At 71.4% G+C, this 23,657-nt stretch carries 26 protein-coding genes; 13 read left to right on the top strand and 13 right to left on the bottom strand.

The genetic code is table 11. The features are described from left to right. The first annotated feature begins 19 nt into the window (after positions 1-19). From AB0B45_RS46910 to AB0B45_RS46895, 4 genes are all read left to right on the top strand, one after another. Positions 20-499: a nucleoside deaminase gene (locus AB0B45_RS46910; RefSeq protein WP_358144747.1), complete on the top strand. Its 480-nt coding sequence runs from the start codon at positions 20-22 to the stop codon at positions 497-499. Between the two features lie 64 nt (positions 500-563). Then, positions 564-995, top strand: a complete 432-nt coding sequence (locus tag AB0B45_RS46905) for a DNA-binding protein (RefSeq protein WP_358144745.1) — start codon at positions 564-566, stop codon at positions 993-995. Between the two features lie 229 nt (positions 996-1,224). Continuing rightward, positions 1,225-1,881 (top strand): hypothetical protein, encoded by a 657-nt coding sequence (locus AB0B45_RS46900; protein ID WP_358144744.1) that lies wholly within the window; start codon positions 1,225-1,227, stop codon positions 1,879-1,881. Between the two features lie 218 nt (positions 1,882-2,099). Further along, the gene (locus tag AB0B45_RS46895) at positions 2,100-2,861 is read left to right on the top strand and encodes an SDR family oxidoreductase (protein ID WP_358144743.1); all 762 of its coding nucleotides are present in this window, start codon (positions 2,100-2,102) and stop codon (positions 2,859-2,861) included. 83 nt (positions 2,862-2,944) lie between these two features. Here the strand turns inward: AB0B45_RS46895 and AB0B45_RS46890 are convergent, their stop codons facing one another. Both AB0B45_RS46890 and AB0B45_RS46885 read right to left on the bottom strand, forming a co-directional pair. After that, positions 2,945-3,415, bottom strand: coding sequence for a pyridoxamine 5'-phosphate oxidase family protein (locus AB0B45_RS46890; RefSeq protein ID WP_358144741.1), 471 nt, complete (start codon positions 3,413-3,415; stop codon positions 2,945-2,947). An 899-nt stretch (positions 3,416-4,314) separates the two neighbouring features. Continuing rightward, positions 4,315-4,803: a hypothetical protein gene (locus AB0B45_RS46885; RefSeq protein ID WP_358144740.1), complete on the bottom strand. Its 489-nt coding sequence runs from the start codon at positions 4,801-4,803 to the stop codon at positions 4,315-4,317. Positions 4,804-5,040: 237 nt separating this feature from the next. Here AB0B45_RS46885 and AB0B45_RS46880 point away from each other — a divergent pair, with 237 nt between their 5' ends. Then, on the top strand, positions 5,041-5,448 hold the full coding sequence (locus tag AB0B45_RS46880; RefSeq protein ID WP_358144738.1) for a PASTA domain-containing protein: 408 nt from the start codon (positions 5,041-5,043) through the stop codon (positions 5,446-5,448). A gap of 129 nt (positions 5,449-5,577) precedes the next feature. Here the strand turns inward: AB0B45_RS46880 and AB0B45_RS46875 are convergent, their stop codons facing one another. The 4 genes from AB0B45_RS46875 to AB0B45_RS46860 all read right to left on the bottom strand — a co-directional run bounded on the left by AB0B45_RS46875 (position 5,578) and on the right by AB0B45_RS46860 (position 10,062). Then, on the bottom strand, positions 5,578-5,925 hold the full coding sequence (locus AB0B45_RS46875) for a hypothetical protein (protein WP_358144736.1): 348 nt from the start codon (positions 5,923-5,925) through the stop codon (positions 5,578-5,580). Positions 5,926-6,296: 371 nt separating this feature from the next. Further along, positions 6,297-7,562 carry an MFS transporter gene (locus tag AB0B45_RS46870; RefSeq protein ID WP_358144734.1) on the bottom strand — a complete coding sequence of 422 codons (1,266 nt, stop codon included), beginning with the start codon at positions 7,560-7,562 and terminating at the stop codon, positions 6,297-6,299. 440 nt (positions 7,563-8,002) lie between these two features. Beyond that, entirely contained in the window at positions 8,003-9,157 is a 1,155-nt protein-coding gene (locus AB0B45_RS46865) for an LLM class flavin-dependent oxidoreductase (RefSeq protein ID WP_358144733.1), read from the bottom strand. Continuing rightward, positions 9,154-10,062, bottom strand: coding sequence for an NmrA/HSCARG family protein (locus AB0B45_RS46860; RefSeq protein ID WP_358144731.1), 909 nt, complete (start codon positions 10,060-10,062; stop codon positions 9,154-9,156). Before AB0B45_RS46860 ends, AB0B45_RS46865 begins: the two co-directional genes overlap by 4 nt. 88 nt (positions 10,063-10,150) lie before the next feature. On the opposite strand from AB0B45_RS46860, the gene AB0B45_RS46855 reads away from it, so the two are divergent. After that, positions 10,151-10,726 carry a TetR/AcrR family transcriptional regulator gene (locus AB0B45_RS46855; RefSeq protein ID WP_358144729.1) on the top strand — a complete coding sequence of 192 codons (576 nt, stop codon included), beginning with the start codon at positions 10,151-10,153 and terminating at the stop codon, positions 10,724-10,726. A gap of 151 nt (positions 10,727-10,877) precedes the next feature. On the opposite strand, the gene AB0B45_RS46850 is transcribed toward AB0B45_RS46855, so the two are convergent. Further along, positions 10,878-11,459 (bottom strand): TetR family transcriptional regulator, encoded by a 582-nt coding sequence (locus AB0B45_RS46850; protein ID WP_358144728.1) that lies wholly within the window; start codon positions 11,457-11,459, stop codon positions 10,878-10,880. A gap of 85 nt (positions 11,460-11,544) precedes the next feature. Between AB0B45_RS46850 and AB0B45_RS46845 the strand changes: the two genes are divergently transcribed. Next, the gene (locus AB0B45_RS46845) at positions 11,545-12,276 is read left to right on the top strand and encodes an SDR family oxidoreductase (RefSeq protein ID WP_358144726.1); all 732 of its coding nucleotides are present in this window, start codon (positions 11,545-11,547) and stop codon (positions 12,274-12,276) included. Between the two features lie 70 nt (positions 12,277-12,346). Here AB0B45_RS46845 and AB0B45_RS46840 read toward each other — a convergent pair whose 3' ends face one another. Continuing rightward, positions 12,347-12,934, bottom strand: a complete 588-nt coding sequence (locus tag AB0B45_RS46840; RefSeq protein ID WP_358144725.1) for a TetR-like C-terminal domain-containing protein — start codon at positions 12,932-12,934, stop codon at positions 12,347-12,349. A 47-nt stretch (positions 12,935-12,981) separates the two neighbouring features. Here AB0B45_RS46840 and AB0B45_RS46835 point away from each other — a divergent pair, with 47 nt between their 5' ends. Both AB0B45_RS46835 and AB0B45_RS46830 read left to right on the top strand, forming a co-directional pair. Further along, entirely contained in the window at positions 12,982-13,476 is a 495-nt protein-coding gene (locus tag AB0B45_RS46835) for an FBP domain-containing protein (RefSeq protein ID WP_358144723.1), read from the top strand. Between the two features lie 12 nt (positions 13,477-13,488). Continuing rightward, a complete protein-coding gene (locus AB0B45_RS46830) occupies positions 13,489-14,634 on the top strand; it encodes an MFS transporter (protein WP_358144721.1) in 1,146 nt (381 codons plus the stop codon). 38 nt (positions 14,635-14,672) lie between these two features. On the opposite strand, the gene AB0B45_RS46825 is transcribed toward AB0B45_RS46830, so the two are convergent. Next, positions 14,673-15,245, bottom strand: a complete 573-nt coding sequence (locus tag AB0B45_RS46825; RefSeq protein ID WP_358144720.1) for a CGNR zinc finger domain-containing protein — start codon at positions 15,243-15,245, stop codon at positions 14,673-14,675. A 34-nt stretch (positions 15,246-15,279) separates the two neighbouring features. On the opposite strand from AB0B45_RS46825, the gene AB0B45_RS46820 reads away from it, so the two are divergent. Continuing rightward, the gene (locus tag AB0B45_RS46820) at positions 15,280-16,137 is read left to right on the top strand and encodes a hypothetical protein (protein ID WP_358144718.1); all 858 of its coding nucleotides are present in this window, start codon (positions 15,280-15,282) and stop codon (positions 16,135-16,137) included. 48 nt (positions 16,138-16,185) lie between these two features. Here AB0B45_RS46820 and AB0B45_RS46815 read toward each other — a convergent pair whose 3' ends face one another. From AB0B45_RS46815 to AB0B45_RS46805, 3 genes are read right to left on the bottom strand one after another with little or no spacing between them, the layout of a single operon-like run. Then, the gene (locus AB0B45_RS46815) at positions 16,186-16,419 is read right to left on the bottom strand and encodes a hypothetical protein (protein ID WP_358144716.1); all 234 of its coding nucleotides are present in this window, start codon (positions 16,417-16,419) and stop codon (positions 16,186-16,188) included. Between the two features lie 10 nt (positions 16,420-16,429). Beyond that, positions 16,430-17,035, bottom strand: coding sequence for a LysE family translocator (locus AB0B45_RS46810; protein ID WP_358144714.1), 606 nt, complete (start codon positions 17,033-17,035; stop codon positions 16,430-16,432). A 40-nt stretch (positions 17,036-17,075) separates the two neighbouring features. Next, entirely contained in the window at positions 17,076-18,881 is a 1,806-nt protein-coding gene (locus AB0B45_RS46805) for an AMP-binding protein (protein WP_358144712.1), read from the bottom strand. Positions 18,882-19,091: 210 nt separating this feature from the next. Here AB0B45_RS46805 and AB0B45_RS46800 point away from each other — a divergent pair, with 210 nt between their 5' ends. Genes AB0B45_RS46800 through AB0B45_RS46790 form a run of 3 tightly spaced genes read left to right on the top strand, consistent with a single transcriptional unit; the run spans position 19,092 to position 23,067 of the window. Then, positions 19,092-21,692, top strand: coding sequence for an MXAN_6230/SCO0854 family RING domain-containing protein (locus AB0B45_RS46800; RefSeq protein WP_358144710.1), 2,601 nt, complete (start codon positions 19,092-19,094; stop codon positions 21,690-21,692). Beyond that, positions 21,689-22,336, top strand: coding sequence for a nucleotidyltransferase domain-containing protein (locus AB0B45_RS46795; protein ID WP_358144708.1), 648 nt, complete (start codon positions 21,689-21,691; stop codon positions 22,334-22,336). The genes AB0B45_RS46800 and AB0B45_RS46795 overlap by 4 nt, the downstream gene beginning before the upstream one ends. Continuing rightward, on the top strand, positions 22,333-23,067 hold the full coding sequence (locus tag AB0B45_RS46790; RefSeq protein ID WP_358144706.1) for a nucleotidyltransferase domain-containing protein: 735 nt from the start codon (positions 22,333-22,335) through the stop codon (positions 23,065-23,067). Before AB0B45_RS46795 ends, AB0B45_RS46790 begins: the two co-directional genes overlap by 4 nt. Here AB0B45_RS46790 and AB0B45_RS46785 read toward each other — a convergent pair. Continuing rightward, the gene (locus AB0B45_RS46785) at positions 23,064-23,579 is read right to left on the bottom strand and encodes a hypothetical protein (RefSeq protein ID WP_358144704.1); all 516 of its coding nucleotides are present in this window, start codon (positions 23,577-23,579) and stop codon (positions 23,064-23,066) included. The two genes, AB0B45_RS46790 and AB0B45_RS46785, sit on opposite strands and share 4 nt — an antisense overlap. Positions 23,580-23,657: the final 78 nt, after the last annotated feature.

Below are 23,657 nucleotides of genomic sequence, written 5' to 3'. Positions count from 1 at the left end.
ACACGTCGGGGAGGTCATCATGGTGGACGACGCCGACCTGCGGCACCTGCGCCGTTGCGTGGAGCTGGCGGCCATGGCCCTGGAGGTGGGCGACGAGCCGTTCGGCTCCGTGCTCGTCGCCGCCGACGGGACCGTCCTCGGAGAGGACCACAACCACGTGGCCTCCGGCGACAGGACGCGCCATCCGGAGTTCGAGCTGGCGCGCTGGGCCGCGGCGAACCTGACCCCCGAGGAGCGAGCGGCGGCGACCGTGTTCACCTCGGGTGAGCATTGCCCGATGTGCGCCGCGGCGCACGGCTGGGTCGGTCTCGGCCGCATCGTGTACGTGGCCTCGTCCGAGCAGCTGGCCGGCTGGCTCGCCGAACTGGGGGTGCCCGCGCCTCCGGTGCGGACCCTGCCGATCCGGGAGGTGGTCCCCGACCTGGTGGTGGAGGGCCCGGTTCCCGGCCTCGCCGAGCAGGTGCGCGAGCTGCACCGCCGCTTCCACGGGGCGTCCTGATTGCAAACAAGTTGTTCACAACGTTTAGTTGACAACGGCTCGTGTGTGGCGCCATGCTGGTCGCATGTCATCAACTCCCGACCCCTTCACTCCCGCGCGTCCGGACCAGGCGCGGGCACACCGCGTCTACGCGTCCCTGCTCCGCATCGCCGCACGACACGCGGCCACCGACGAGCAGCGCGCCCGACAGGCGCATGCGTCCGTCATCGGGCCGCACGAAGCCGTCAGGCTCGTCTCGTTCCTGCTCAGCGGCGCCGCACAGCTCGATGACGGCGAGCCGGAGGTGGACCAGGCCGACATCACCGCCGCGTTGAGCCTCGTCCCCCTGGCCCGAGGGGAAATGGACGAGCTGGAGGCCGGGCTTCTCCAGATGGCACGCGGACGCGGCATGACCTGGCCGGAGATCGCCTTCGGCCTCGGACTCGGCACCCCACAGGCCGCCAGGCAGCGCTACGAACGACTGGTCGACCGCACCACCACCGACGAGACCGCATAGCGGTCAAGCGGCCTGCGTCCCTCCGGAACCAGGCCGGCGCCGACGGTCGTGCCGGCGGGTGGCTTCGCGAGCCGTCGTCGCCCTCAGCGGCCGGCCTCGGCGTACTGCGCCACGGCGTAGCCGAACGACCAGTCGATCGACTCGTTCTCGGTGATGGTGACGACGACGTTTCGCGGCTCGGTGCCCGCGTACGTATGTGGTCGCCGGAATCGATCACACGTACGAGAGTGTGGCCACGACCTTCCCCGACGGACGGGTCACCACCTGTGTCCCCTGCGAGGGCGACCACGACGAAACGCTGTTCACGAAGCTGTCCAAGAGCCGGGCGGCCGACGTCTCCTTCGTGCTCGACCAGCTGACCGGGCCACGCCCGAAGTGGAAGGGCGCTTCGCTGATCGACCCGTCCCGGATCGCGATGGCGGGCCACTCCGCGGGCGGCGCAAGCACCATCGCCGCGATGGTCAAGGACTCCCGGCTCCGCGCCGGGATCGACATCGACGGCACCACGCCCGTAGGGATTCTCGGCAGCGAGCTGTCGCGGCCGTTCATGTTCCTGGGCAAGCCCGCCACGTACACCCCGGGGGCCGGCGGCCCGGCCGACACCTGGGAGCGCGACTGGAAGCTCCTGGCCGGATGGAAGCGCTGGCTGCTGCTGACCGGCGCGGTGCACGAGTCCTTCACCGACATCATTCCGTTGGCGGACCAGCTCGGCGTGGACGGCGGCGCCGAACTGCCCGGGGTCCGATCCTTGGAGATCACCCGCACGTACGTCCGCGCCTTCTTCGACCTTCACCTGCTGAAGAAGCCACAACCCCTGCTGGACAAGTCGTCGCCGCGCTACCCCGCGGTCAAGTTCTGCGCTCTGGAAACGAAGACCTGCGAGTAGGACATCGCCCGGTGCGACCTGCCCCCGTCGCACCGGGTCCTCTCACGCGGATTCCGGCAGATGCCAGTATGACGGCGCGACCCCTTGACGGTGGCTTTCGATCACGAGGATTGGCCTTGAACAGGCAATCCCGGCTCTGAAGCAGCCGCCATGCTTACCGTCAGCGGCGTCCACCCGCTGACGAGCGGGGGTTGCCGTGACTGATAGTTTGTCGGCTCGTGTCCGACTATCTGCACGAGCTCTTCTCCCTCCACGGCCGCACCGCCCTGGTCACCGGCGGCAGCTCCGGCATCGGCTACATGATCGCCGAAGCCCTCGGCCGCGCGGGCGCCGACGTCACCATCGTCGCCCGCAGGGAACGAGAACTGCGGGAGGCCACCGCCGAACTCCACGCCCACGGCGTCAAGGCCTCGTGGATTAGCGCCGACCTCGGCCTTCGTGCCGACGTCGACCGCGTGTGCGTCCAGGCGGGCGAGATCGACATCCTGGTCAACGACGCGGCGAACAACATCCGCAAGCCCATGGCCGACCTCACCGACGCCGACTACGAGCAGACCATCGCCGTCAATCTCACCGCCCCCTACCTCCTCGGCCAGCACGTCGCCCGCCACATGGTCGACCAGGGCTGGGGCCGGATCATCAACATCGGCTCCCAGCAGACGATCAGCGCCTTCGGCGACAGCGGCGTGTACGGCGCGGCCAAGGCGGCCATCGCAGGCCTTACCCGATCCCAGGCCGAGGCATGGTCACGGTACGGCGTGCGGGTCAACACGATCATTCCGGGCTTCGTGCTCACCCCGCTCACCGAGCCCGCGCAGTCGATTCCCGGACGCGTCGATGAACTCGCCGCCCGCCACATGGTCGGCCGAAACGGCGTGCCCGCCGACTTCGCAGGCGCCGCCGTCTTCCTGGCCAGCGAGGCGGCCGCGTTCATCACCGGCCAGATCCTCTACGTCGACGGCGGCTTCTCGGTGCACTGAGGCACCGTTTCGGCAGGTGAGGGGTTGGTTGGGGTGTCGTCAGGGTCGTTGACCCAGCCCGACGCCTTTACAAAGTAGATTTCTTACTTGCGTTTCACCTGCTGAACGCCGCGGCCCTCATGCCACATGTCGATCACCAGCAGGTCGCCCTCGACCCTGGTCCACACCGCCTCCGTCACGTCGACCCTGAACAGGTGCGGCCCCTCCCCCGGCATCTCGAACCTGGCAAGCACCTCGGGATCGGTGACCTCGAGCGCCCTCCCCGACAGCTTCGCGTCGCCCTCCCACTGGGACGGGTTGGCCTCATCCGGCGTCGTGGGACTCGCGTGCAGGGCCATCCGCGGATCACGCCGCAGGTCGAGCGCCTTCATCGCGCCCGGCATCGAGCCCAGCCACAGCTCCCCATCCTTGAAGTCGACCTCCGTGCCGCTGATGCGCGGCGAGCCGTCCTTCCTGATGGTGGCCAGTGTCTTGTGCTTGTGGGCATCAAGCAGCCCCCGCACCGTCGCCGCCAGGGCGGGCGCCTGCTTCTCGAACTCATGCCACGAACTCATGCCGCCATCGTGCACCACGCCACCAACAGTTCCACACAAGCGAGACCCGGGAACGGCAGCGCGGCGCTCCCCCGCGAGACGCGAGCACACGGCGTACACACTCTGGTGTGCCCGGACGTACGCCCGGAAAGTCCAAGCAGTGTCCGCCTCCGCTTGGCGGCGAGCGCTGGCCGACTGCTCCCTGCTTCTCGTAGGTGAGAGTGGCCTGTTCGCGATGCTCGAAGAGGCGGTTGTCGTATCGCAAACTTGCGAATGGGTGGGTGAGCGCCACACTCATCACCGCAGTAAAGATCCAGCCCAGCGATCTCGGGTGGTACACCTCTGAAGTAGGCGAAGCCGACGATAGCGGCGACGGTGCCCAGCGCGCCTGATCGAAGGCAGCTCGTCGCGCTGCGGCACGTGCTCCCCGGCGCGGCGTGTACGGCGGGTAATGCACGGCGTGCTCGGCGCTGATCAGCACGTCCAGGCCATAGGGGGCGCAGCTCGCGGTCAGCGCGGCGACGTCCTCGCCGGTCGCCTCGTACGGCTCGGAGACGACCGCGAACAGATGGTCTCCCCGCCACCACGACGTGCCGTGGTCCAGAAGCATCCCCCAACTGATGCCGCAGACGGGCCCGCACCGCCCGAACCGGCTCTCACGCCCGCCTGCAAATCGGCAGGGCACAGCCACGGCTTCACCTCGATGCCCAGATCCTGCTCCAGAGCCAAGACACGCTCCCCACGTTCGATCAGCTCCGGGGACAGAGGCATCTGACCAGCGCGCTTGCGCGGCGGCATCGCTTTCATCCCCCGATCGTCCCGCGTTGATCTTCGCCGGGTGGGCCGTATCGCACGGCTTCCAGCGCATCGGCATGCCGCTTGATCTGGCCGGCGAGCGCCACCAATTCGGCGACACGCGGTTACGGGTACGGCAGCGACGCCGCCCGCCTCACCGCCGCCTCCAACTGCTCGCCCGCCGCCCACACCTGGCCGTGCACGGCCGCCAGCCGGCGCTGCGAGATCTCCGCCGAGCCCTCAGTGGTGTCGTGGTCCGGGCGAGCGACAGCTCGCGCCTGCTCAACCAGGACGGGAAGACACCCGGCCAGGGCGTCGGCTTCCGCCCACCGGTCGACGACCGGCCATCGCGGATGCTCAGGCCGGCACGCCTGCCGCACCAGGGCCACGAACTGCCGACCGAGATCCGCTATGAGGTCCAGGTCGCGTTCGCGGCCGGTCGGGTCGCCGACGAGGGTCGGGTCGATGTCGTAGACGGCTGCCGCCTCCCGAAGGTATCCGGCCGCAATGGCGAGCAGCCGGGACGCTCGCTCTGGAAGCTCGGCGGCGAGCTTCTCGGCGTCGTCCGCACGCTTCAGCAGAACCTGGCGCTGGCCCTCCCGGCAGGCCACCATCAGCCCTCACCCTGTACGAATCGCCATCCACCTTCACCAGAAGGGGGACGCTCATAGTGGCCTGGCTCGAAACTTCCCAGCTGGAGCAAGATCTCCAACGCCAGGCCGAGTTCGCCGGCGCGGGTTCGTCGGCTGATCACCCTCACCTCTCCATCAACTAAAGGTAGCGTCCCATTAACTCCACGTGACCTACTGTGAGGGCAGCCCCCCTGTCCTGTCGTCCCCTGGGAGATCACTATGCGCCTGACTAGCGCGCTCACCAGCGCCGCCATCGTCACCGCCGCCGGCCTGGCCGCCAGCTGCTCAACCGGCACGCCACCGGCCGCCACGCAAGTCACCGTCACCGCCACGCCGCCGCACCCCGCGGAGACCACCACGCCGGCTGCCAAGCCGTCTGCGGCGCTCACTGACAGCGCGGCCGAGCGCAAGCGCCTACCCGACGTCGTCGGCATGAACCTGCAGGCCGCCCAGGACGAGCTGCAGGCCACCGGCTTCTACCTACTCGACGACCAGGACGCCACCGGCCAGCGCAGGCTGCAGGTGTTCGACCGCAACTGGGTGGTCGTCCGCCAGACCCCCGCCGCCGGCAAACGCGTCTCGACCAGCACCAAGGTCGTCCTCTACGCCAAGAAGTACGGGGAATGATCCAGCACCGTCATCGTCGCATCTCCGTAAACGCTCGTTTCTGCCGCTTGGGTGTTCCGCTCCACCAACTCCGCGCCGCCGCGGCGTACTCGCTGACGCGCTCTCCCTCCGGTGTGTCCATCAGCGGACTTACGTGGCGACGGCCCGCGGATTGTCATCCGGCCCGATTTCCTGAACTCCGGTGAGGCCCACGTCAAGGACGCCGAGGGCCGGCTGCGGGTCGGTGTACAGCTGCGGGTTCTTCTGCATGTGCTCGACCTGCTCGGGGGTCAGTTCCCGCACCAGCGGCACCCCGTCGACTTTCAACACGAGGATGTTGCTGAAGGTCAGTGACGCGTTTTGGGTCTCTTGCAACGACGTGAGCAGCGCTGCGATCGCTTCGCCTTGCGCCTTGGTGATCTGCGACTGCGGCTCCCCATGCCACCGCGCCTGCGCGCCGGCTTTCAGCAACGCCGTCGACGAGTACCAGTCATGCACGGCCTGCTCGCGGGCGACTCGGCGTCGGCGCGGTCCTTGTGGGGGGCGTCCAGGGGAAGCAGGTTGACGTGGAAGCCGGTGAGGCCCGACCCGACCGAGACGGAGCGGACGCCGCCGCCCGAGTTCAGGTCCCAGTCCGGACGGCCGACGAGCCGGGCTTGAGCGTCAGGTCGTACTCGTGGCCGTACTCCTCGATGTAGCCGTGGATCACCTTGCCTCGCCGCAGCGCCAGCGCGAACGCGAGGCCCGACGGCTAAGCCCGATGGCGAAGCGCGCTGGAGATGTGGATGCCCTGGGTTGAGTGGGAACCGAAGACCCTCATGCCGTCACGGATCTGCGGGTGGAAGCACGCCGGACCATGACCCAAAGCCCTAGCCGGAGCCGGAGCCGGAGCCGGAGCCGACGAGAGGGGGCGGCGCCGGTGCGGCGGAGGCGGGGTGCCGGCGGTGAAGGAGATGGCGGGTCAGGGCAAGTGTGGCGAGCACCGCGACCAGGGCGCACACCCCCTGCCAGCCGAACTGGGTGAAGGCACGTGCCGCCAACCACGATCCCAAGCCGCCGCCGAGGAACGCACACGTCATGTACGCGGTGTTCAATCGGCTACGCACCTCGGGGCGCAGGGCGAAGATGCGCACCTGGTTCGCGATCATGCCGGACTGCATGGCCACGTCGAGCATGAGCGTGCCCAGGCCCAGAGCCACCAGGCCCATCGCACCGCCGAGGCCGCCGGCCCTCAGGACACCGGCCGACGCGATCACGACCAGCATGCAGACGAAGTTCACCCTGTCGGGGCCTCGACTGTCGACCTGACGGCCCGCGAGAGGGGTGCTGAGCATGGTTCCCACGTTGACCAGGGCCAGCACGCCGACGGCTTGGGCGCCCATGCCGTACGTGGGACTGGTCAGCAGGAGGGCCGCGCCGGTCCAGACGGCGGTGAAGGCCCCGAAGATCGTCGCCTGGTAGAAGCAGGAGCGGCGCAGGTCCGGCTCGCTGCGCAGCAGGCGCAGCGTCTCGGCGAGGAGCGCGGGGTAGCGCTGCCTCGAGGCCGGGGTCGTCGCGGGAAGCGCGAAGGCCAGAACGGTCGCCAGGAGCAGCGCCGCGGCCGCGGCCATCAGGTACGGCGCCCGCCAGCCCAGCCACTCGCCGACGCTGCCGCCGAAGGCGCGCGACAGCAGCATGCCGCCGATCGAGCCGCTCAGCAGCGTGCCGGTGACCGCACCCCGCCGATCGTCGGGCACCAGGCCCGCCGCCAGGACGACGACGATCGGCGCGATCACCGTCGTGACGCCCACGAGGACGCCCGCGCCGACGAGAGGTGGCAGCGCGGGGGCGGCGCTGGCCGCGAGGAGGTTCAGTCCGGTCAGGCCGAGCAGGGTGACGACAAGTGGACGGTGCGGCAGCCGGTCACCGAGCGGCACCAACAGGAAGATGCCGAGCGCGTAGCCGAGTTGCACGGCGGTGACCACCAGGGCGGCCGCGTCCGGCCGCACGTGCAGACCTGAGGAGATCAGGGGGCTGATCGCCTGGGGGAAGTAGACGTTGCCCACGGCCACCCCGCAGGTAACAGCCAGGAGCAGGACCAGGCGACGGCCCGCGACGGGCTGGCGTGTCACGGGGTCGCCGGACGGCAGACGCACACTCACCTCACTGGACGGCGAAGACCTCGGTCGCGAGCCCGCCGGGGCGGCGATCGCACCGCCAAGCATCGTTGGTGCGCCAGCTGTGGCACAAATCGTTTGTATGTCCGGAATACGCGGTTTGGAGCCGGGGCCTTGACCCCGCGATCCCGACCCCAGGAGCGGCCACACGGGGCCCGCCTTGGGAGGGCAGGATCACGCGAACCGATCCCGGGAGGCCGGATCGCACGGCCTCGACGCCGGGGGCGGGATGCCACGGCCCGACTCCCGGGGGGAGGGTCAGGCGGGGATGGCTCCGGGGGCGGGATCACGCGGACCTGGCCGCACGAGGGCTGGATCACGTGGAGCTGACCACGGGGAGCGAGATGGCGGCTCGCTCCCGTTACAGATTCGCGGGTCAGGCGGCCGCGTCAACCCGCGTCGCCGCTTGATGCGGGCCGTCAGAGCGAGAGCCCGGCGAGCTCGGACCACTGGCGTAGGGGCGGGTGCTGCGGGGTGTCGGTCAGCACGTGGAGGCTGACGTGGTCAGCGCCGGCGTCGAGGTGCTCGCGGACGCGCTGGGCCACGTCGTCGGTGTCGCCGGTGACCACCAGTGCCTCGACCAGCCGGTCGTCCAGGGAATCGAGGGAGTCGCGGGGTTCGAAGGAGGCGGCGCTCTCGTAGCCCAGGCCGTGCAGCAGGGAACGCCGGTTGGGCATCGCCGCGGCGACGTGAGCTCGTGCCAGGTCAGCCGAGCGCGACCGGGAGGGATCGAGGATGACGAACTGCGTGACCGCCAGCAGGGCGTCCGGCCCGAGGATCCTTCTCGCGTCGCGGGTGTGTTCTACCGGCATACCGAGAGGGTGGGCGCCCCACGCCCGCTCGGCGGCCAGTGCGAGCATCTTCGGGCCCAGCGCGGCCAGAACCCGGCGCGAAGGCTGTGGGCCGGATGGTCCGGGCGGCGAAGGCATTGGAGGGGCGGCAACCCCTGAAGGCGGCGGGCCCACCGGAGCAGGTGAGCGAGGAGCGGGTGAGGGTGCTCCGGAGGGAGCGGGCGGCGGAGGTTCGGGGTGCGCCGCCGTCGCCAGGGTGGGTGGCAGAGGAGCGGACGGCGGTGCCTCCGAAGGAGCGAATGGGGGTGCGCCCGAAGGAGCGGACAGCGGTGCCTCCGAGAGGGCGGATGGGCGAGGCCTGGGTGGGGGTGGGCCGAAGGGGGCGGCGTCCATGCCGTCCAGGTAGTCGCGCATGGCCGCCACCGGAGGCCCGAAGGGGTGGCCGCGCACGTCGGTGACGAGGGCGGGGTGGCTGACCCCCAGCCCGAGCAGGAAGCGGCCGGGAAACGCCTCGTCCAGCGTGCGCTGCGCCGCCGCGGCGGTCACCGGGTCGCGGGCGTAGATGCTCGCGACCCCGGTGGCGACCGTGATCCGTCTGGTGGCCGACAGCAGCATGGCGGCCTGCGCCATCGCCTCCCTGCCGGTCGTCTCGGGAAACCACAGCGTGCCGTAGCCGAGGTCCTCGATCGCCGCCACCGCCTCGCTCGCGGCGGCCGCGGGGTAGCCGTCCATGTCGCCCGCCCAGATGCCGACCCGCCCGAGGCCGGGCCATCGGCCGCTCATCGGCTCTGCTCGGCGGCGTTCAGGTACGAAGCGATCTGCGCCGCCCCCGACCTGGCCAGCCACGTCCGCAGATCCATGACCTCCGGGTGCAGCCGGCGCGTCAGAGCGAGGTCCGCCCGGTAGCCGCGCTCGTTGAGCCATTCGTAGGCGAACGCGAACTCCTCACCGACCTCTCTGACCACCTCGATCGGGATCTCCACGTACGGCAGCGGCCGCCCGATCGCCTCCGAGACGGCTGCGGCGATCCGCACCGGGCTCAGCTCGTCCCCCGCGAGATCGACCGCCCTGCCGATCCATTCGGAAGGCCGGGCGAAGGCCATGGCGGCGAACGCGCCCAGGTCGTCGACGGCCATGACCTGCTGCGGGACGTCGGCCGCGAACGGGGTGGCCACCGCGCCGTCACGCAGGTGGTAGCCGCCGGTGTAGTTCTCCATGAAGGAGACAGGCCGCAGGATCGTGGCGGGCAGTGCGAGGGCGGCGATGTGCTGTTCGATCAGCGACTTGTTCACCACGTTGCTCGGCAGCCTCTCGCTCTCGTGGCGGCCCGCGCCCGCGACCGAGGTGTAGACCAGGTGCCGCGCCGAGACGGCGCGTGCCGCTTCGGCCACGTTTCGTCCCCAGCGGACCTCGTCCTCCGCCGAGAAGTCCGCCGCCGTTCCCGGGGAACCGACGGTGGGCTGGACGCTGAACATCCCGTGGGCTCCCTCGGCCGCCGCGATCAGGGAGGCGACGTCCTCCATGTCGCCGCGCACGATCCGCGCGCCGGCCTCGGCCAGGGCCTTCGCGGCGAGGCCGTCCGGGTTCCTGGTCATGGCCCGCACGTCCCATCCGGCGGCGAGCAGCCGTGCCGTGACGGCGCGGCCCTGCAGGCCGGTCGCGCCCACGACCACGATGGATCTCTTCACAAGCAACTCCTAAACGGGGGGCTCCTCCACTTACAGTTCGAGTACGATACGGAGAACCACCCCGTTTAGCAAGCCCACCGGAGTCCCGATGCCCGAGCGGCCCATGCGCGCCGACGCGCGCCGCAACTACGAGCGGATCCTCGCCGCGGCCGCCGCGGCCATCGCCCAGGACGGAGCCGAGGCGTCCCTGGAGGAGATCGCCCGGCGCGCGGGTGTCGGCTCTGCCACCCTGCACCGGCACTTCCCCTCCAGGCAGGCGCTGCTGGAGACTGTCTTCCGCGACAAGGTCGAGACGCTGTGCGCCGAGGCGCACGATCTGGCCGCCGATCCCGACACCGGGCGCGCCCTGGTCGTCTGGCTGCGCGCCGTCGTCACGCACGCCGTGTCCAACAGGGGGCTCGCCACCTCGCTGATGCGCGGCTCCCTCGAAGGGGATCCCACGCTGGGCGCCACCTGTCACACGATGATCACGAACGCGGGAGGGGAGCTGCTGGCCCGCGCCCGCGAGGCCGGCGCCGTGCGGGCGGACGTCGAGATCGTGGACCTGCTCACACTCGCCAACGCCATCGCCCTGGCCAGTGAGCAGGAGCCGGACGGCGCCACCCAGGCCGGCCGGCTCCTGGATCTCGCCCTCAACGGCGTCCGCCCCGGGCGCGCGCCGTAACCGACCTCGCCGCCACGGGGTAGGTCCCGGGCGCACGCCGTAACCGACCTCGGTTCAACGGCGTACGCCCGGGCGCACGCCGTAACCACCCCGACGGGGTACGACCCGTCAACCGATCTCGGGACCGGCGAGACGGCCGGAGAGGAACAGGTCAGGCGGTGAAAGCGGCCAGCAGGCCGTCCAGCCCCGCCTTCACGCGCTCGGCCGTCACCCCGCACGTGCGCATCCGGTGGGCCAGCAACGGCGCGGCCAGCGGCGCCAGCAGCGCGTCGGCCAGCACATAGCCGTCGGCCCCCGGTTCGGCCTGCCCGATGAGCATCGACAGGTGAGCGTGGTAGGCGGCGTAGGCGCCGCCGAACCTGGCGAACGGCGAGGCGGTCTCCGCCATCAGCAACAGGTCCAGCTGCTCCACGGTCCTGTCGGTCAACCCGTGCAGGAACGCGCGCATCCGCTCCAGCGCGTCAGCCCCAGGCCCCAGCGGCGGCGGTCCTTCGATGAAGGCCTGCTGGAACTCCCGCTCCCGTTCGTCGATCAACGCGTACGCCAGCCCCGAGCGATCGCCGAAGCGCCGGTAGAGCGTGCCGACGCCCACTCCCGCCGCCGCGGCCACCTCCGCCATGGACAACCCTTCGACACCCTGAGCGGCGACGATGTCGGCGGCTGCGGCGAGGATCTTGACCCGGTTGCGCGCGGCGTCGACCCGCTCGCGCCGCGGGTTCGCGACGGCGTTCACGATCACAGGCTACTGGACCTTTTTGCAACCGGAACTGGTTCCGGTTTACGCTCAAGCGGAACCAGTTCCGGATAAGGAGAACGTCATGACACGCAGGGTCGCGCTCGTCACCGGAGGAAGCCGCGGGATCGGCGCCGCCATCGCCGTACGGCTGGCCGCAGAAGGGGCCGACGTCGTCATCACCTACGCACGTTCGGCCGACCGCGCCGGCACGGTCGTCAAGGAGATCGAGGCCGCCGGCGGCCGCGCGCTGGCCGTCGAAGCGCAGGCGTCCGAGGCCGCGCAGCTGGTCGCGGCCGTCGAGCGTACGGTCACCGCCTTCGGCCGTATCGACATCCTGGTCAGCAACGCCGGCATCGCCCCGTACGGACCGCTGGAGGAGGTGACGCTCGACGAGGTCGACACCACGCTGGCCGTCCACGCGCGCGCCGCGTTCGTCCTCGCCCAGGCGGCCGCCGGGCACATGGGAAGCGGCGGGCGCATCATCAGCATCGGCAGCAGTCTCGCCGAGCGCGTGCCGTACCCGGGATGGACGCTCTACGCGATGAGCAAGTCCGCGCTGATCGGCCTGACCAAGGGCCTGGCCAGGGACCTGGGCCCGCGTGGCATCACGGTCAACCTCGTCCACCCCGGATCGACCGACACCGAGATGAATCCGGCCGACAGCCCCGAGGCGGAGGAGGAGCGGGGTTACACCGCGCTGGGCCGCTACTGCGACCCCGGCGACATCGCCGCCACGGTCGCCCATCTGGCGGGCGAAGGCGGCAGGAACATCACCGGCGCCGCCATCACGGTCGACGCGGGCACCACCGCCTGACCGGCGACGGTCAGGCGGTGGCGGCATCGCATGGAGGGCGTCGACAGCATGCTGCGTCAGTGCTCCAGCATCACATGGAGGGCGTCGATGGCGCGCTGGGCCAGTGCTCCAGCATCACGTGGAGGGCGTCGATGGCGCGCTCCCACGACGTCCCCACGTCGCGAGGGTGCCCGAAGCCGCCGATCGCCTCGAGGCTCACGAACCCGTGGAAGGCGCTGCGCAGCACCCGCACCGCGTCGGTCAGGTCGGGCTCGGCCAGGCCGTAGCCGCGCAGCAGCGCGTCGCACGTCGCCAAGACGCGCTGGTGCGCCTGCGACTGCGCGACCAGCTCAGGCTCCAGCTGGATCTGCCCCGCGGCGTAGCGTCCCGGATGGGCCAGCGCGAAGTCGCGGTAGGCGTGGGCGAAGGCCACGAGCGCGTCCTTGCCGGCCCGGCCGGCCACCGAAGGCCCGATGCGGTCGGCCATGTCCTGGGCCGCGATCATCGCGACCTTGGTGCGCAGATCCTGCAGGTTCCTGACGTGGGAGTACAGGCTGGCGTCCTTGACCCCGAACCCGCGCGCCAGCGCCGAGATCGTCACCTTGTCGAAGCCGATCTCGTCCGCGAGATCGGCCGCGGCGAGCGCCACACGGTCGGTTGTGAGCCCAGCACGCGCCACCGAAACCCCTTTGCCTAATACTCCTAGGAAACTGTACCGTTCGCGACATGAAGCAACTCACTGAGCAGGACATCCGCGCGTCGTTCGTCAATTGTTCCAAAGGCGAGGCCAAGCGCCTGGCCGTTCCACGTGATCTCGCCGACAGGCCATGGGACGACCTGGACTTCCTCGGCTGGCGTGACCTGGGCGCGCCCGACCGCAGCTACATCGTGGCAGAGCAGGGCGACCAGCTCGTCGGCGTCGCGCTCCGCTTTCCCGCACAGCAGCGCGGTTTCCTGCAGCGCAGCATGTGCTCACTGTGCCTGACCACCCATCCGGGCAACGGCGTCTCGCTGATGACGGCGCGCAGGGCCGGCGAGGCCGGGCGGCAGAACAACTCCGTCGGCGTCTACATCTGCACCGACCTGGCCTGCTCTCTCTACGTGCGCGGCGTGAAGAGCCCCGACCCCGGCGGCAGGATGGAGGAGTCGCTCTCGGTGGAGGAACAGATCGAGCGCACCAGGACCAAGCTGTCGGACTTCGTCGGCAAGGTGCTCGTCTGAAAGACTCACGGAGTGATCGCACGCCGGGCCAGGATCGCCGTCTGCTTCTTCTTCGCCCTGCTCGGCGTCGTCTCGGGGCTGTGGGCCGCCCGCATCCCCACGGTCAAGCAGTCGTTGCAGCTCAGCGACGGCCAGCTGAGCCTGGCCCTCCTCGCCGTCGCCGTCGGCCTGGTCACCGGGATGCAGTTCGCCGGGCGCGTCACCGACCGCCTCGGCAGCGCCCGGGTCGTCGTCCCCGCGGGGGTGGCCTGCGGTCTGGCGATGATCCCCGCGGGGTTCGCCCCCAACCTGGCCGTCCTGATCGTCACGCTGTTCGTGTGGGGGCTGGTCAACGCCTCGCTCGACGTGTCGATGAACACGCACGCGGTCGAGGTGGAGCGCGCGTACGGCAGGCCGCTGATGTCCTCCTTCCACGGGATGTACAGCGCGGGCGGGCTGCTGGGCGCCGCCGCGGGCGCGCTGTCCGCGTGGCTGGAGGTCTCCCCCGGCATCACGTTCGCCGTGGTCACCGTCCCTCTGGCGGTGCCGGCCGTCCTGGCGAAGGGCTCGCTGCTGCCCTCCGCCCCCACCCACCACGAGAGGCGCCGGGCCAGGCGGGGCCGGTGGCACGGCAGGGTGGCGTTCATGGGGGCGATGGCCTTCGCGGGGCTGCTCGGCGAGGGGTCGGCGGGCGACTGGAGCGCCGTCTACCTGCACGAGGACCTCGGCGCGGCGACCGGACTCGCGGCGATCGCGTTCGCCGCCTTCTCCACCGCGATGACCGCGGGCAGGTTCGCGGGCGACCGGCTCGCGCTGCGCTTCGGACCCGTCACGCTGGTGCGCTGGTCGGGACTGCTGGCCGCGGCCGGGCTCGGACTTGCGCTGCTGGTCGCCCAGCCTGCCGTGGCGATCGCCGGGTTCGGCGTCTTCGGCCTCGGCCTGGCCACCATGGTGCCGCAGGTGTTCTCCGCGGCGGGCAACCACGACCCCGCGCGGGCGGGCGAGGCGATCGCACAGGTCGCGACGCTCGGGTACGCGGGGCTCGTGCTCGGCCCCGTCATCATCGGCGGCGCGGCCGAACTGGTCGGGCTGCCGCTCGCGCTGACCATCCCCGTGGCGCTGTGCGTGTTCATGTCGGCGTCGGCGGTCTCGCTGCGCCGGCCAGAGCCCGCGGCCTGACCGCTCCACCGGTTCCATGACCTACCCGAGGCCCTTTACTAAGTAGATCCACGCCGGGCGCGATAGGCCGTCGCCTTGGCGCGGTTCTGACAGGAGAGCCCGCAGAAGCGGCGCGAGGCGTTGCGCGTGGTGTCGACGAAGACCAGGTCGCACCCGTCGGCCTGGCACGATCCCAGCCTCCTCCCCTGCCCCACCCCGATGATCATCGCGAGGGCGGTGCCCGCCTGGGCGATCCAGGCGTCGCCCAGCGAGGCCTCCAGCCGGTGGAAGGCCAGCCTGGGCGGATCGCCGTGCAGGTTGGGCACCGCGGCGTGCCGTACCAGGAGGTCGTTGAGCGCCGACGGCGAGGCGTCGGGCGCGAACAGCGACCGCAGCACCCCTGCGGCGGCGGCCAGCGCGTCGGCGTCCGCGGGGCTGAGCCGGGTGGCGGAGGGGCGCTCGGCGGCCAGGGCCGCGCGCCGCTCCTCCCCCGTTCGTGGCGGCTCCACCTGGCGGCCGTGCGCGCGGGTCACCACCAGGGTGTTGACCATGAACACCGCCAGCTCGGCGTTCCCCCCGACATAACTGTCTATTTGGGATTGACCAGTGATGCGCCATCCGTCTATCGTCACTGGCATATCGTACCTAGACAGTGAGGTTCTGCAGATGTCTCTCGCCCGGCGCATGTGGCACCAGATCGAACCCGTCCACGCGGCGGTCTACTTCGCACCCCAGGTCTTCGACGAGGCCGCCAAGCTGGGCTACGACGTGGAGTCGCGCTGGCCGAGCTATTTCGCCTGGCGGACCGCGGCCCTCGGCAGGGCGGGGCTGCACCAGGTCACCGCCGCCTACTACAGCTTCAGCCCCGCGATGATCGCCGAGCACGTGCCGGGCATCTGGGAGACGGCCACACCCGAGCAGGCGCTGGAGGCCAGGCTGCGCGGCATGGACAGGACCCTGCGCGACCTGCTGGGCGAGCGGGTGAACCAGCGGGAAGCGGCCGAGCTGGCCATGCGGACCGCCGAGAGCGTGGATGTCCCGGGCAGGCCGATGGCCGCCGCCAACCTCGACCTGCCCTGGCCGGACGAGCCGCACCTGGCGCTCTGGCAGGCCTACACGGTGCTGCGTGAGCACCGGGGCGACGGCCACCTGGCGGCCCTGCAGGCGGCGGGGCTGGACGGCTGCGAGGCGCTGGTCTCCTTCGCCGCCATCGGCGCGGCGCCTGCCGCCAACTTCGCCGGCAGGGGCTGGAGCGAGCAGGAGTGGGCGGCCGCGCGCGACCGGCTCGCCTCGCGCGGCCTGGTCGACGCCGAAGGCGTGGCGACCGAAGCGGGAAGGGCGCTGCGCGAGCAGGTCGAGCGCATGACCGACCAGCTCGCCGGGGGGCCGTGGCTCGCACTGGGCGAGGAGCGGGCGGCCAGGCTGGCCGAACTGAGCCTGCCGTTCCTCGGCGCGATCTTCGAGACCGGGATGCTGCCCATGCAGAGCACGCTGGGCATCGGCACGGTCCAGGCCCCCGACTAGGACAGGCCTGGCAGGCTCCCGCGCGGGCGGGCGGCCTGGCGGAGGTCGCTACATCCCTCCGCTGAGCAGGCCCCGCCCGCCGTACTTCTTGTGCACGGCCTGCTTGGTCACGCCGATCGCGTCGGCGATCATCGACCACGCCAGCCCGTTGACCCTGGCCCTGCGCACCTGGACCGCCTCCATGCGCTCGATCTCGCGACGCAGCGCGGCGGTGGCCCGCAGCGCCATGAGGGGATCGTCGTCCTCCGTCTGCCGCACCAGGGTCGCCAGGTCGTTCGTCATGCCACCCACGCTATCGGGCGTCGACCACCAACCGCACGCCCAGCGCGATCAGCACCACGCCGGAGACCTGCTCCAGGCGCCGCCGTACGGCAGGCCGCCCCAGAACCGCCTTGGCCCTGGCCACCGCCCAGATGACCGCGCCGTACCAGACGGTGTCGACCAGCACCCACACCAAGGCCAGCGTGATCAGGGTCAGCGGCACGTTCCGCCCCTCCGGCACGAACTGCGGCAGGAACGACATCGCGAACACCGCGGCCTTGGGGTTGGCCAGGCACGTGCCGAACCCCGCGAGGTAGGACTTGCGCCACCCGTCGACGGCCTTGACCTCGACCTCGGCGTGGTCCTTTCGCCGCAGCGACTGCACGCCCATGTAGACCAGGACCACCGCGCCCGCGACGCGCATGATGTCGTAGGCCAGCTCGGATGCCAGCACCAGCGCCGACAGGCCGAAGGCGGCGGCCAGCGCCCACAGCAGGATGCCGGTCTCGTTGCCGAGCGTGGCGGCCAGCCCCGATCCCCTGCCCGCCCTGATGGTCTGGCGCAGGATGACCGCGGTGCTGACACCGGGGACCATCGCCACCAGCACGCACGCTCCGATGAATGCGATCAGATACATGTCCCGATCATGGCGGCGGGCGCCCCGGAGGGCAACGCGTTTACCTGCCGATCGCCTCGGCGATCTCCTCCAGCGCAGCCGGGTCCTCGATCGTGGAGGGCGTCTGGTAGTCGGCGCCCGCGGCGATGGCCCGCATGGTGCCGCGCAGGATCTTGCCCGACCGCGTCTTGGGCAGCCGGGCGACGACGATCGCCCTGCGGAAGGCGGCCACCGGCCCGATCCGCTCTCTCACCAGCGCGACCAGCTCGGCCTCCACCTCCTCCTCCGGGCGGTCGGCCCCGGCCTTGAGCACGACGAGGCCGAGCGGGAGCTGCCCCTTCAGCGCGTCGGCGACGCCGATCACCGCGCACTCGGCCACGTCGGGGTGAGCGGCGATGACCTCCTCCATCGCGCCCGTCGACAGGCGGTGGCCCGCGACGTTGATGACGTCGTCGGTGCGGCCCATGACGAACAGGTAGCCGTCTTCGTCGAAGTAGCCGCCGTCGCCTGTCAGGTAGTAGCCGGGGAAGCGCGACAGGTAAGCGGTGTGGAAGCGCTCGTCGTCGCGGTAGAGGGTGGGCAGGCAGCCGGGCGGCAACGGCAGCTTGATCACCACGGCACCTTCGACCCCCGGCGGGCACTCCTGGCCCGTGTGGTCGAGTATGCGCACGTCGTAGCCGGGGACGGGTTTGGTGGGCGAGCCCGGCTTGATGGGCAGGGTCTCGATGCCGACGCAGTTGGCGGCGACAGGCCAGCCGGTCTCTGTCTGCCACCAGTGGTCGATGACCGGCACGTCGAGCAGGTCGGTCGCCCAGTGGTAGGTGTCGGGGTCCAGCCGCTCACCGGCGAGGAACAGGTGGCGAAGGTCGTGCTTGCGCAGGTAGGAGCCGGTGGGGTCCTCCTTCTTGATGGCGCGGATCGCGGTCGGCGCCGTGAACAGCGTGCGCACGTCGTGCTCGGCGACCACCCGCCAGAACGCGCCGGGGTCAGGAGTGCCGACCGGCTTGCCCTCGTACAGCACGCTGGTGCATCCGGCCAGCAGCGGCCCATAGACGATGTAGGAGTGGCCGACCACCCAGCCGACGTCGGAGGCGGCCCAGAAGACCTCGCCGGGGGCGGCGCCGTACACGTGCGACATGCTCCAGTGCAGCGCCACGGCGTGGCCGCCGTTGTCGCGCAGCACGCCCTTGGGCGAACCCGTGGTGCCGGAGGTGTAGAGGATGTAGAGCGGGTCGGTCGCCGCGACGCTCACGCAGTCGGCGGGCTCGCTGTCGAAGGAGGCCCAGTCGTGCTCGCCTTCACGCAGCTCGGCAGGGTGCTCGGGCCGCTGGACGATGACGACGGCGTCGGGGCGGTGCGCGGCCTGCGCCATGGCCGCGTCCAGCAACGGCTTGTACGGCACGACCCTGCTGACCTCGATCCCGCACGAGGCGCTGAGCACGACCTTGGGCATGGCGTGGTCGATGCGCACGGCCAGCTCCGCCGCCGCGAACCCGCCGAACACCACCGAGTGGACCGCGCCGAGCCTGGCGCAGGCCAGCATCGCGATGACCGCCTCAGGCACCATCGGCATGTAGATCACGACGGTGTCGCCCTTGCCGACCCCCAGGTCGCGCAGCATGCCGGCGGCCTTGGCCACCTCGTCGCGCAGCGCCGCGTAGCTGTAGGCGCGCTTGACCCCGGTGACGGGGCTGTCGTAGACGAGCGCGGCCTGCTCGCCCCTGCCGGCGGCGACATGCCTGTCGAGGGCGTTGAAGCAGGTGTTGAGCCGCCCGTCGGGGAACCACCGCCCTTCGGCGAAGACGGTGCGCGGTTCGACGTCCCAGGTGATCCCGCGCGCGGCGGCACCCCAGTCAAGCTCGTTCACCCTTCGATCAGATCAAGGCTGACCCCGCGCGCGCAAGCACCGGGCCCCCGGAACTCGTGCCCCGGGATATATCAGGCGACATCAGCCGACTCCGCCGGTAAGGTGAACGATCAAGGGTGGCTCCTGGACGCGCTTCCTTCTCCTTAACCTCAAGGCTCCCAGCGCTTCCGCTCTCCACCCTTTTTTCATGCCCAGGCGAGGAGGTGCCCCGTGATCGGACCCGCTGACGTACTGCTGCGCAGGAGAAACCTGGTGGCGCCAGACCTCATGGCCGCCGACTCGCGATGGACCACGCCCAAGCAGAAGGTGAGCGCCGCTGACGGCGTCACCGCGCTGGAGGGCGAGCTGCTGCAGTACGGCTTCCTGCTGTCGGCCGAGCTGCGTCAGGCGCTCGCCGCGCTGCCGGTGCCCGAGCTGGCCAGGGCGGGCAGGAGCCTGCTCCACGCCGCCGCCGCCAGGCTCGGCGCGAACGTCCATCACGTGCCGCTGTTCAGGAAGTTCCCCGAGAGCGTGCCGAGGGACACCGGCGACTTCCTCGTGCGCCGCGTCTTCACCCTGCTGCTGCAGGAGCCGCGGCGGCCTTGCGTGCTGTGCGGGAAGACCGGCACCGTGCACGCCGTCGCGCCGTGCGCGCACCTGGTGTGCCGCTCCTGCTGGGACGGCTCCGACTTCAGCGCGTGCCCGATCTGCCACCGCAGGATCGATCCCGCCGACCCCTTCCTGATCCCCACGGCCAGGCGGGAGCGCGGCGCAGGCGCGGCCACCTTCGACACCACGCTGCTCCACCTGTGCCGTGACGCCACCGCCGCCGCGCGCGAGCTGGCCGTCTCGATGCTGTCGCGGCAGACGCCCATGCCGGTGCAGGACCGCGACGACCTGCTGGCGCTGCTCGACGCCTACTGGCCGCTGTCGGCGGACTGGCTGCCCGAGGCCGTCCCTGTCAAGGAGACCAGGGCGATCGCGCTGGCCGCCGCGCTCACCGCGCCGAGCCCCGTGCCGACCAAGCGGGTCGCGCCGGGCAAGCCAGGGGCCGCCCCCGCGCTCAGGGTCGCCCGACCCGACCTCGGCGCCGCCGAGGAGCTGCTGGCCCGCCACCTGGGCACGGCGACCGATGTGCTCAGGCTGATGTACGTGCTCATGGGCGCCGACCCCGGCCTTCGGGTACGGCCCGCGCGGCGGATCTCCCTGCCCAGGCGGCTGCGCAGGACGCTGCTCGGCGCGCTGGACGGCTTCGCGCTGCCGTACCTGATCGAGGATCTGCGACGCCACGGCGAGCAGTGGAAGCACATGGCCGAGGTGCTGCACCCGCACGAGCACCACGCCCGCCACCCTGACGCGGCGCTGGCCTTCGCGGCGCTGCGCGGCACCAGGCTCGACCCCGCGACCGCGTTCGGCGCGGCGCTGCTGGAGCGTGCGGAGAGCCGTCCCGAACTGCTGGTCGTGCGCGACGGGCGGCTGCGGGTGACGACGTTCGGCACGCACGTGGAGAAGGCGCTGGCCGCCAAGGAAGGCGAGCGGGCGCTGGCCCTGCTGGCGCGCCGTCCCGGCGAGCTGGGCCGCCGCCTGAGCCAGCTGCTCCGCCTCTCGCCCGAGCTGGTGGCGGGGTCGCTGGAGCCCGCGCTGCGTTCGATCGCGCCCGGCGTGCTGATCTCGGCGCTCGGCCAGCTGCGCACGCCTCCCGGCGGTACCCGCCTGTTCCTGCCCAGGGGCGGCAGCGCGCGCTTCCACACCCGCGACGACGAGCGCGCGCCGCTCCCGGCCGCGGCGGGCGCGATCGCCACTGAGCTGATCTCCGGCGAGCTGCTGCGTCGCGCGGCCGGGCTGCCCGCCCTGTCGCACGTGCTGCTGGACGAGGGGCTGGCCGACCTGGTCGCGCCCACCTCCGAGCGGGCCGCCACCACGGCGCTGGTACGGCTGACGCGCGGCAGCGTGCAGCCGATCCCCGCCGAGCAGGTGGTCAGGCTGTTCCTGCACTGGGCCGAGCCCGCGGGCACCCGCGTCGACCTCGACCTGTCGGTGGCGGTGTTCGACACCAGGTGGCAGTTCGTCGGCCTGTGCGACTACACCCGGCTGCGGCTGGGCGGCGACGCGGTCGTCCACTCGGGTGACCTGACCTCGGCGCCCGAGCCGCTGGGCTCCTCGGAGTTCGTCGACCTCGACGTCGGCAAGCTGGCCAAGCTCGGCGGCCGCTACGTGGTGCCGGTCGTCTTCAGCTACAACGACGTGCCGTTCGAGGAGCTGGTACGCGGGTTCGCCGGGTTCATGCGCTCGCCGGGCGGGCTGTTCGATCCGCTCGCCGTACAACAGCGCTTCGACCTGGCGGGCCAGGCCAAGATCCTGGTGCCGCTGGTGGCCGACCTGTGGGCGGGCACGATGCGCTGGGCCGACCTGAACCTGTCGGCCGGCGGCCGCTTCCACAGCGTGGCCGGCAGCTCGGTCGAGCTGGCCAGGCTGGGCGTGGCGATGGAGAGCGCGTTCGGGCCCGGCGCGCGGGTGACGCTGTGGGAGGTCGCGTGCTGGCACGCGGCCGCGCGGGCCCGCTCGGTGCTGGTACGGCGCGGCGAGCGCGTGCTGCGCTTCCAGCGGCGCGAGGACGAGCCGGTCCGCGCGTTCGCCGACCGGCTGGCCGCCCGCGCCGGCGGCGTCGAGCACACCGACGGCTTCGCCGAGGTGGAGTGGGCCGCGCTGGTCACCGGTGACGTGGAGCTCGATCCCGAGGCCCAGGCGTACGCCCTGTTCCCCGGCGGGCTCGGCGAGGTGCGCAGGATGGACGCCGCCGACCTGATCAGCGGGCTCGGGGCGGGCACGTGAGCGAGGACGACCTGATCCTGTCGGTGATCGTCGGGTCGCGGGCCTACGGGCTCGACACCCCGGCCTCCGACACCGACAGGAGGGGCGTGTTCGTGGCGCCCACCGAGGCGTTCTGGCGGTTGGACAGGCCGCCCACCCACCGCGACGGGCCGCTGCCCGAGCAGTTCTCGTGGGAGGTGGAGCGGTTCTGCGTGCTGGCGCTGGAGGCCAACCCGACGGTGCTGGAGACGCTGTGGTCGCCGCTGGCCGAGGTCGTCACTCCCGCGGGCAGGCGGCTGCTGGACCTGCGCGGGGCGTTCGTGTCGCAGCGTGCCCACCAGACGTTCGCGCGCTACGCCGACGCGCAGTTCCGCCGCCTCGACCCCGCCGCGCCCAAGTGGAAACAGGCCATGCACATGATCAGGCTGCTGCTGAGCGGCATCCACCTGGTGGAGCACGGCGAGCCGCTGGTGGAGGTCGGCGCCTACCGCGAGCGGCTGCTCGAGGTCAGGCAGGGTCGGGTGTCGTGGGAGGAGCTGCGGCGGTGGCGCGCCTCGCTGATGGCCGCCTTCGAGCGGGCGCTGCCGCGCAGCGTGCTGCCCGCCGCGCCCGACCGCGCGGCGGTGGAGGAGTTCCTGATCGAGATGCGGAGGGCGCACCTGTGACGCTTCCCGGATGGCTGGCCGAGGTGGCCGGTGAGCAGCCGTACCCGCTGGCCTTCGCGACGGTCAGCGGCGCGCACCTGTACGGGTTCCCCTCGGCCGACTCCGACGTCGACCTGCGCGGCGTGCACGTGCTGCCGGTGGAGCAGGTCGTCGGCCTGCGGGGCGGCGAGGAGACGATCGACAGGTCGTGGACCCGCTCAGGCGTCGAGGTCGACCTGGTCACGCACGACCTCGCGAAATTCTGCGGGCTTCTGCTGCGGCGCAACGGGTACGTGCTGGAGCAGCTGCTGTCGCCGCTGGTGATGGCGTCCTCGCCGGTCCACGAGGAGCTGCTCGCGCTCGCGCCGGGGTGCCTGACGCGCCACCACGCTCACCACTACCTGGGGTTCGCGCGCACCCAGTGGCGGCTGTTCGGCAAGAGCGGCGAGCTCAAGCCGCTGCTCTACACCTTCAGGGTCCTGGCCACCGGCATCCACCTGATGCGGACGGGAACGCTGGAGGCCGACCTGACCAGGCTGCTGGAGTACGGCCCCGCGTACCTGCCCGAGCTGGTGGCCGCCAAGAGGGAGGCCGAGCACGGGCCCGCGCCCGCTCTCGCGTCGGCCGCCGACGACGTCGCGCGGATGACGGCGCGGCTGGAGGAGGAGCGCGAGGCCGCGCGCCTGCCCGAGGCGGCCTCGGCGGGCGAGGCCCTCCACGACCTAGTGGTGCGGACGCGGCTCGGCCGCTAGTTGGCGCAGTCCTGGTTCGAGAGCGCGAGCCCCATCTCGTAGATCTTGTTCTTCGACAGCAGGAAGTAGTAGTAGGCCTTCGGGTTGCCGGGGACCTTGGCGATGGGGAAGCCGCTGGCGGCGCGCTTCAGCTTGGGGTAGGCCTTGTTCAGCTGCTTCTGGGTGGAGCCGAGGCCGATGCCCTGAGGCGTCTTCACTCCCTCGGGCGCGAAGATCATGGCCACGCCCAGCTTCTTGGAGATCCACATGCCCACGCCGTCGCGACCGGAGGGGTGAGCCTTCAGATCCCAGCCCGAGCACGCGCCGGCGCGCGTCTTCTGCACGACCTTGCCTGTGGCCGTGGCGTCCTTGGCGCTCATGCCCAGCTGGACGCCGCCGAGCCCGTACGGGCCCAGCGCGTCCTGCGCGCGCCTGGCGGGTTCGGCGAGCGCCGCGGGCGCGAGGCCCGCCAGCAGCGCCCCTGCCGTGAGCGCGGCCACCAGCGTCGAGCGGCCGAGCCTCTTGTGCGTCATCGTGATCCCCTTGTGGTGTTGAGTCGTTCAACGGGTTGGATGACCGCTGCGCCGTTCTGGTTCATCCCATTTTGAGCC

The sequence above is a fragment of the Nonomuraea sp. NPDC049152 genome (genome assembly GCF_040648355.1).
Taxonomy (GTDB): Bacteria; Actinomycetota; Actinomycetes; order Streptosporangiales; family Streptosporangiaceae; genus Nonomuraea.
This window is presented reverse-complemented; position numbering and strand designations above follow the sequence as displayed.

Coding starts and splice junctions, on each gene's coding strand:
- AB0B45_RS46890 (WP_358144741.1), bottom strand. CDS start 3,415: ATGAGTTCGTGGCATGAGTTCGAGAAGCAGGCGCCCGCCCTGGCGGCG.
- AB0B45_RS46865 (WP_358144733.1), bottom strand. CDS start 9,157: ATGAGCGGCCGATGGCCCGGCCTCGGGCGGGTCGGCATCTGGGCGGGC.
- AB0B45_RS46905 (WP_358144745.1), top strand. CDS start 564: ATGTCATCAACTCCCGACCCCTTCACTCCCGCGCGTCCGGACCAGGCG.
- AB0B45_RS46835 (WP_358144723.1), top strand. CDS start 12,982: ATGAAGCAACTCACTGAGCAGGACATCCGCGCGTCGTTCGTCAATTGT.
- AB0B45_RS46910 (WP_358144747.1), top strand. CDS start 20: ATGGTGGACGACGCCGACCTGCGGCACCTGCGCCGTTGCGTGGAGCTG.
- AB0B45_RS46785 (WP_358144704.1), bottom strand. CDS start 23,579: ATGACGCACAAGAGGCTCGGCCGCTCGACGCTGGTGGCCGCGCTCACG.
- AB0B45_RS46885 (WP_358144740.1), bottom strand. CDS start 4,803: ATGGTGGCCTGCCGGGAGGGCCAGCGCCAGGTTCTGCTGAAGCGTGCG.
- AB0B45_RS46810 (WP_358144714.1), bottom strand. CDS start 17,035: ATGTATCTGATCGCATTCATCGGAGCGTGCGTGCTGGTGGCGATGGTC.
- AB0B45_RS46815 (WP_358144716.1), bottom strand. CDS start 16,419: ATGACGAACGACCTGGCGACCCTGGTGCGGCAGACGGAGGACGACGAT.
- AB0B45_RS46880 (WP_358144738.1), top strand. CDS start 5,041: ATGCGCCTGACTAGCGCGCTCACCAGCGCCGCCATCGTCACCGCCGCC.
- AB0B45_RS46855 (WP_358144729.1), top strand. CDS start 10,151: ATGCCCGAGCGGCCCATGCGCGCCGACGCGCGCCGCAACTACGAGCGG.
- AB0B45_RS46820 (WP_358144718.1), top strand. CDS start 15,280: ATGTCTCTCGCCCGGCGCATGTGGCACCAGATCGAACCCGTCCACGCG.
- AB0B45_RS46845 (WP_358144726.1), top strand. CDS start 11,545: ATGACACGCAGGGTCGCGCTCGTCACCGGAGGAAGCCGCGGGATCGGC.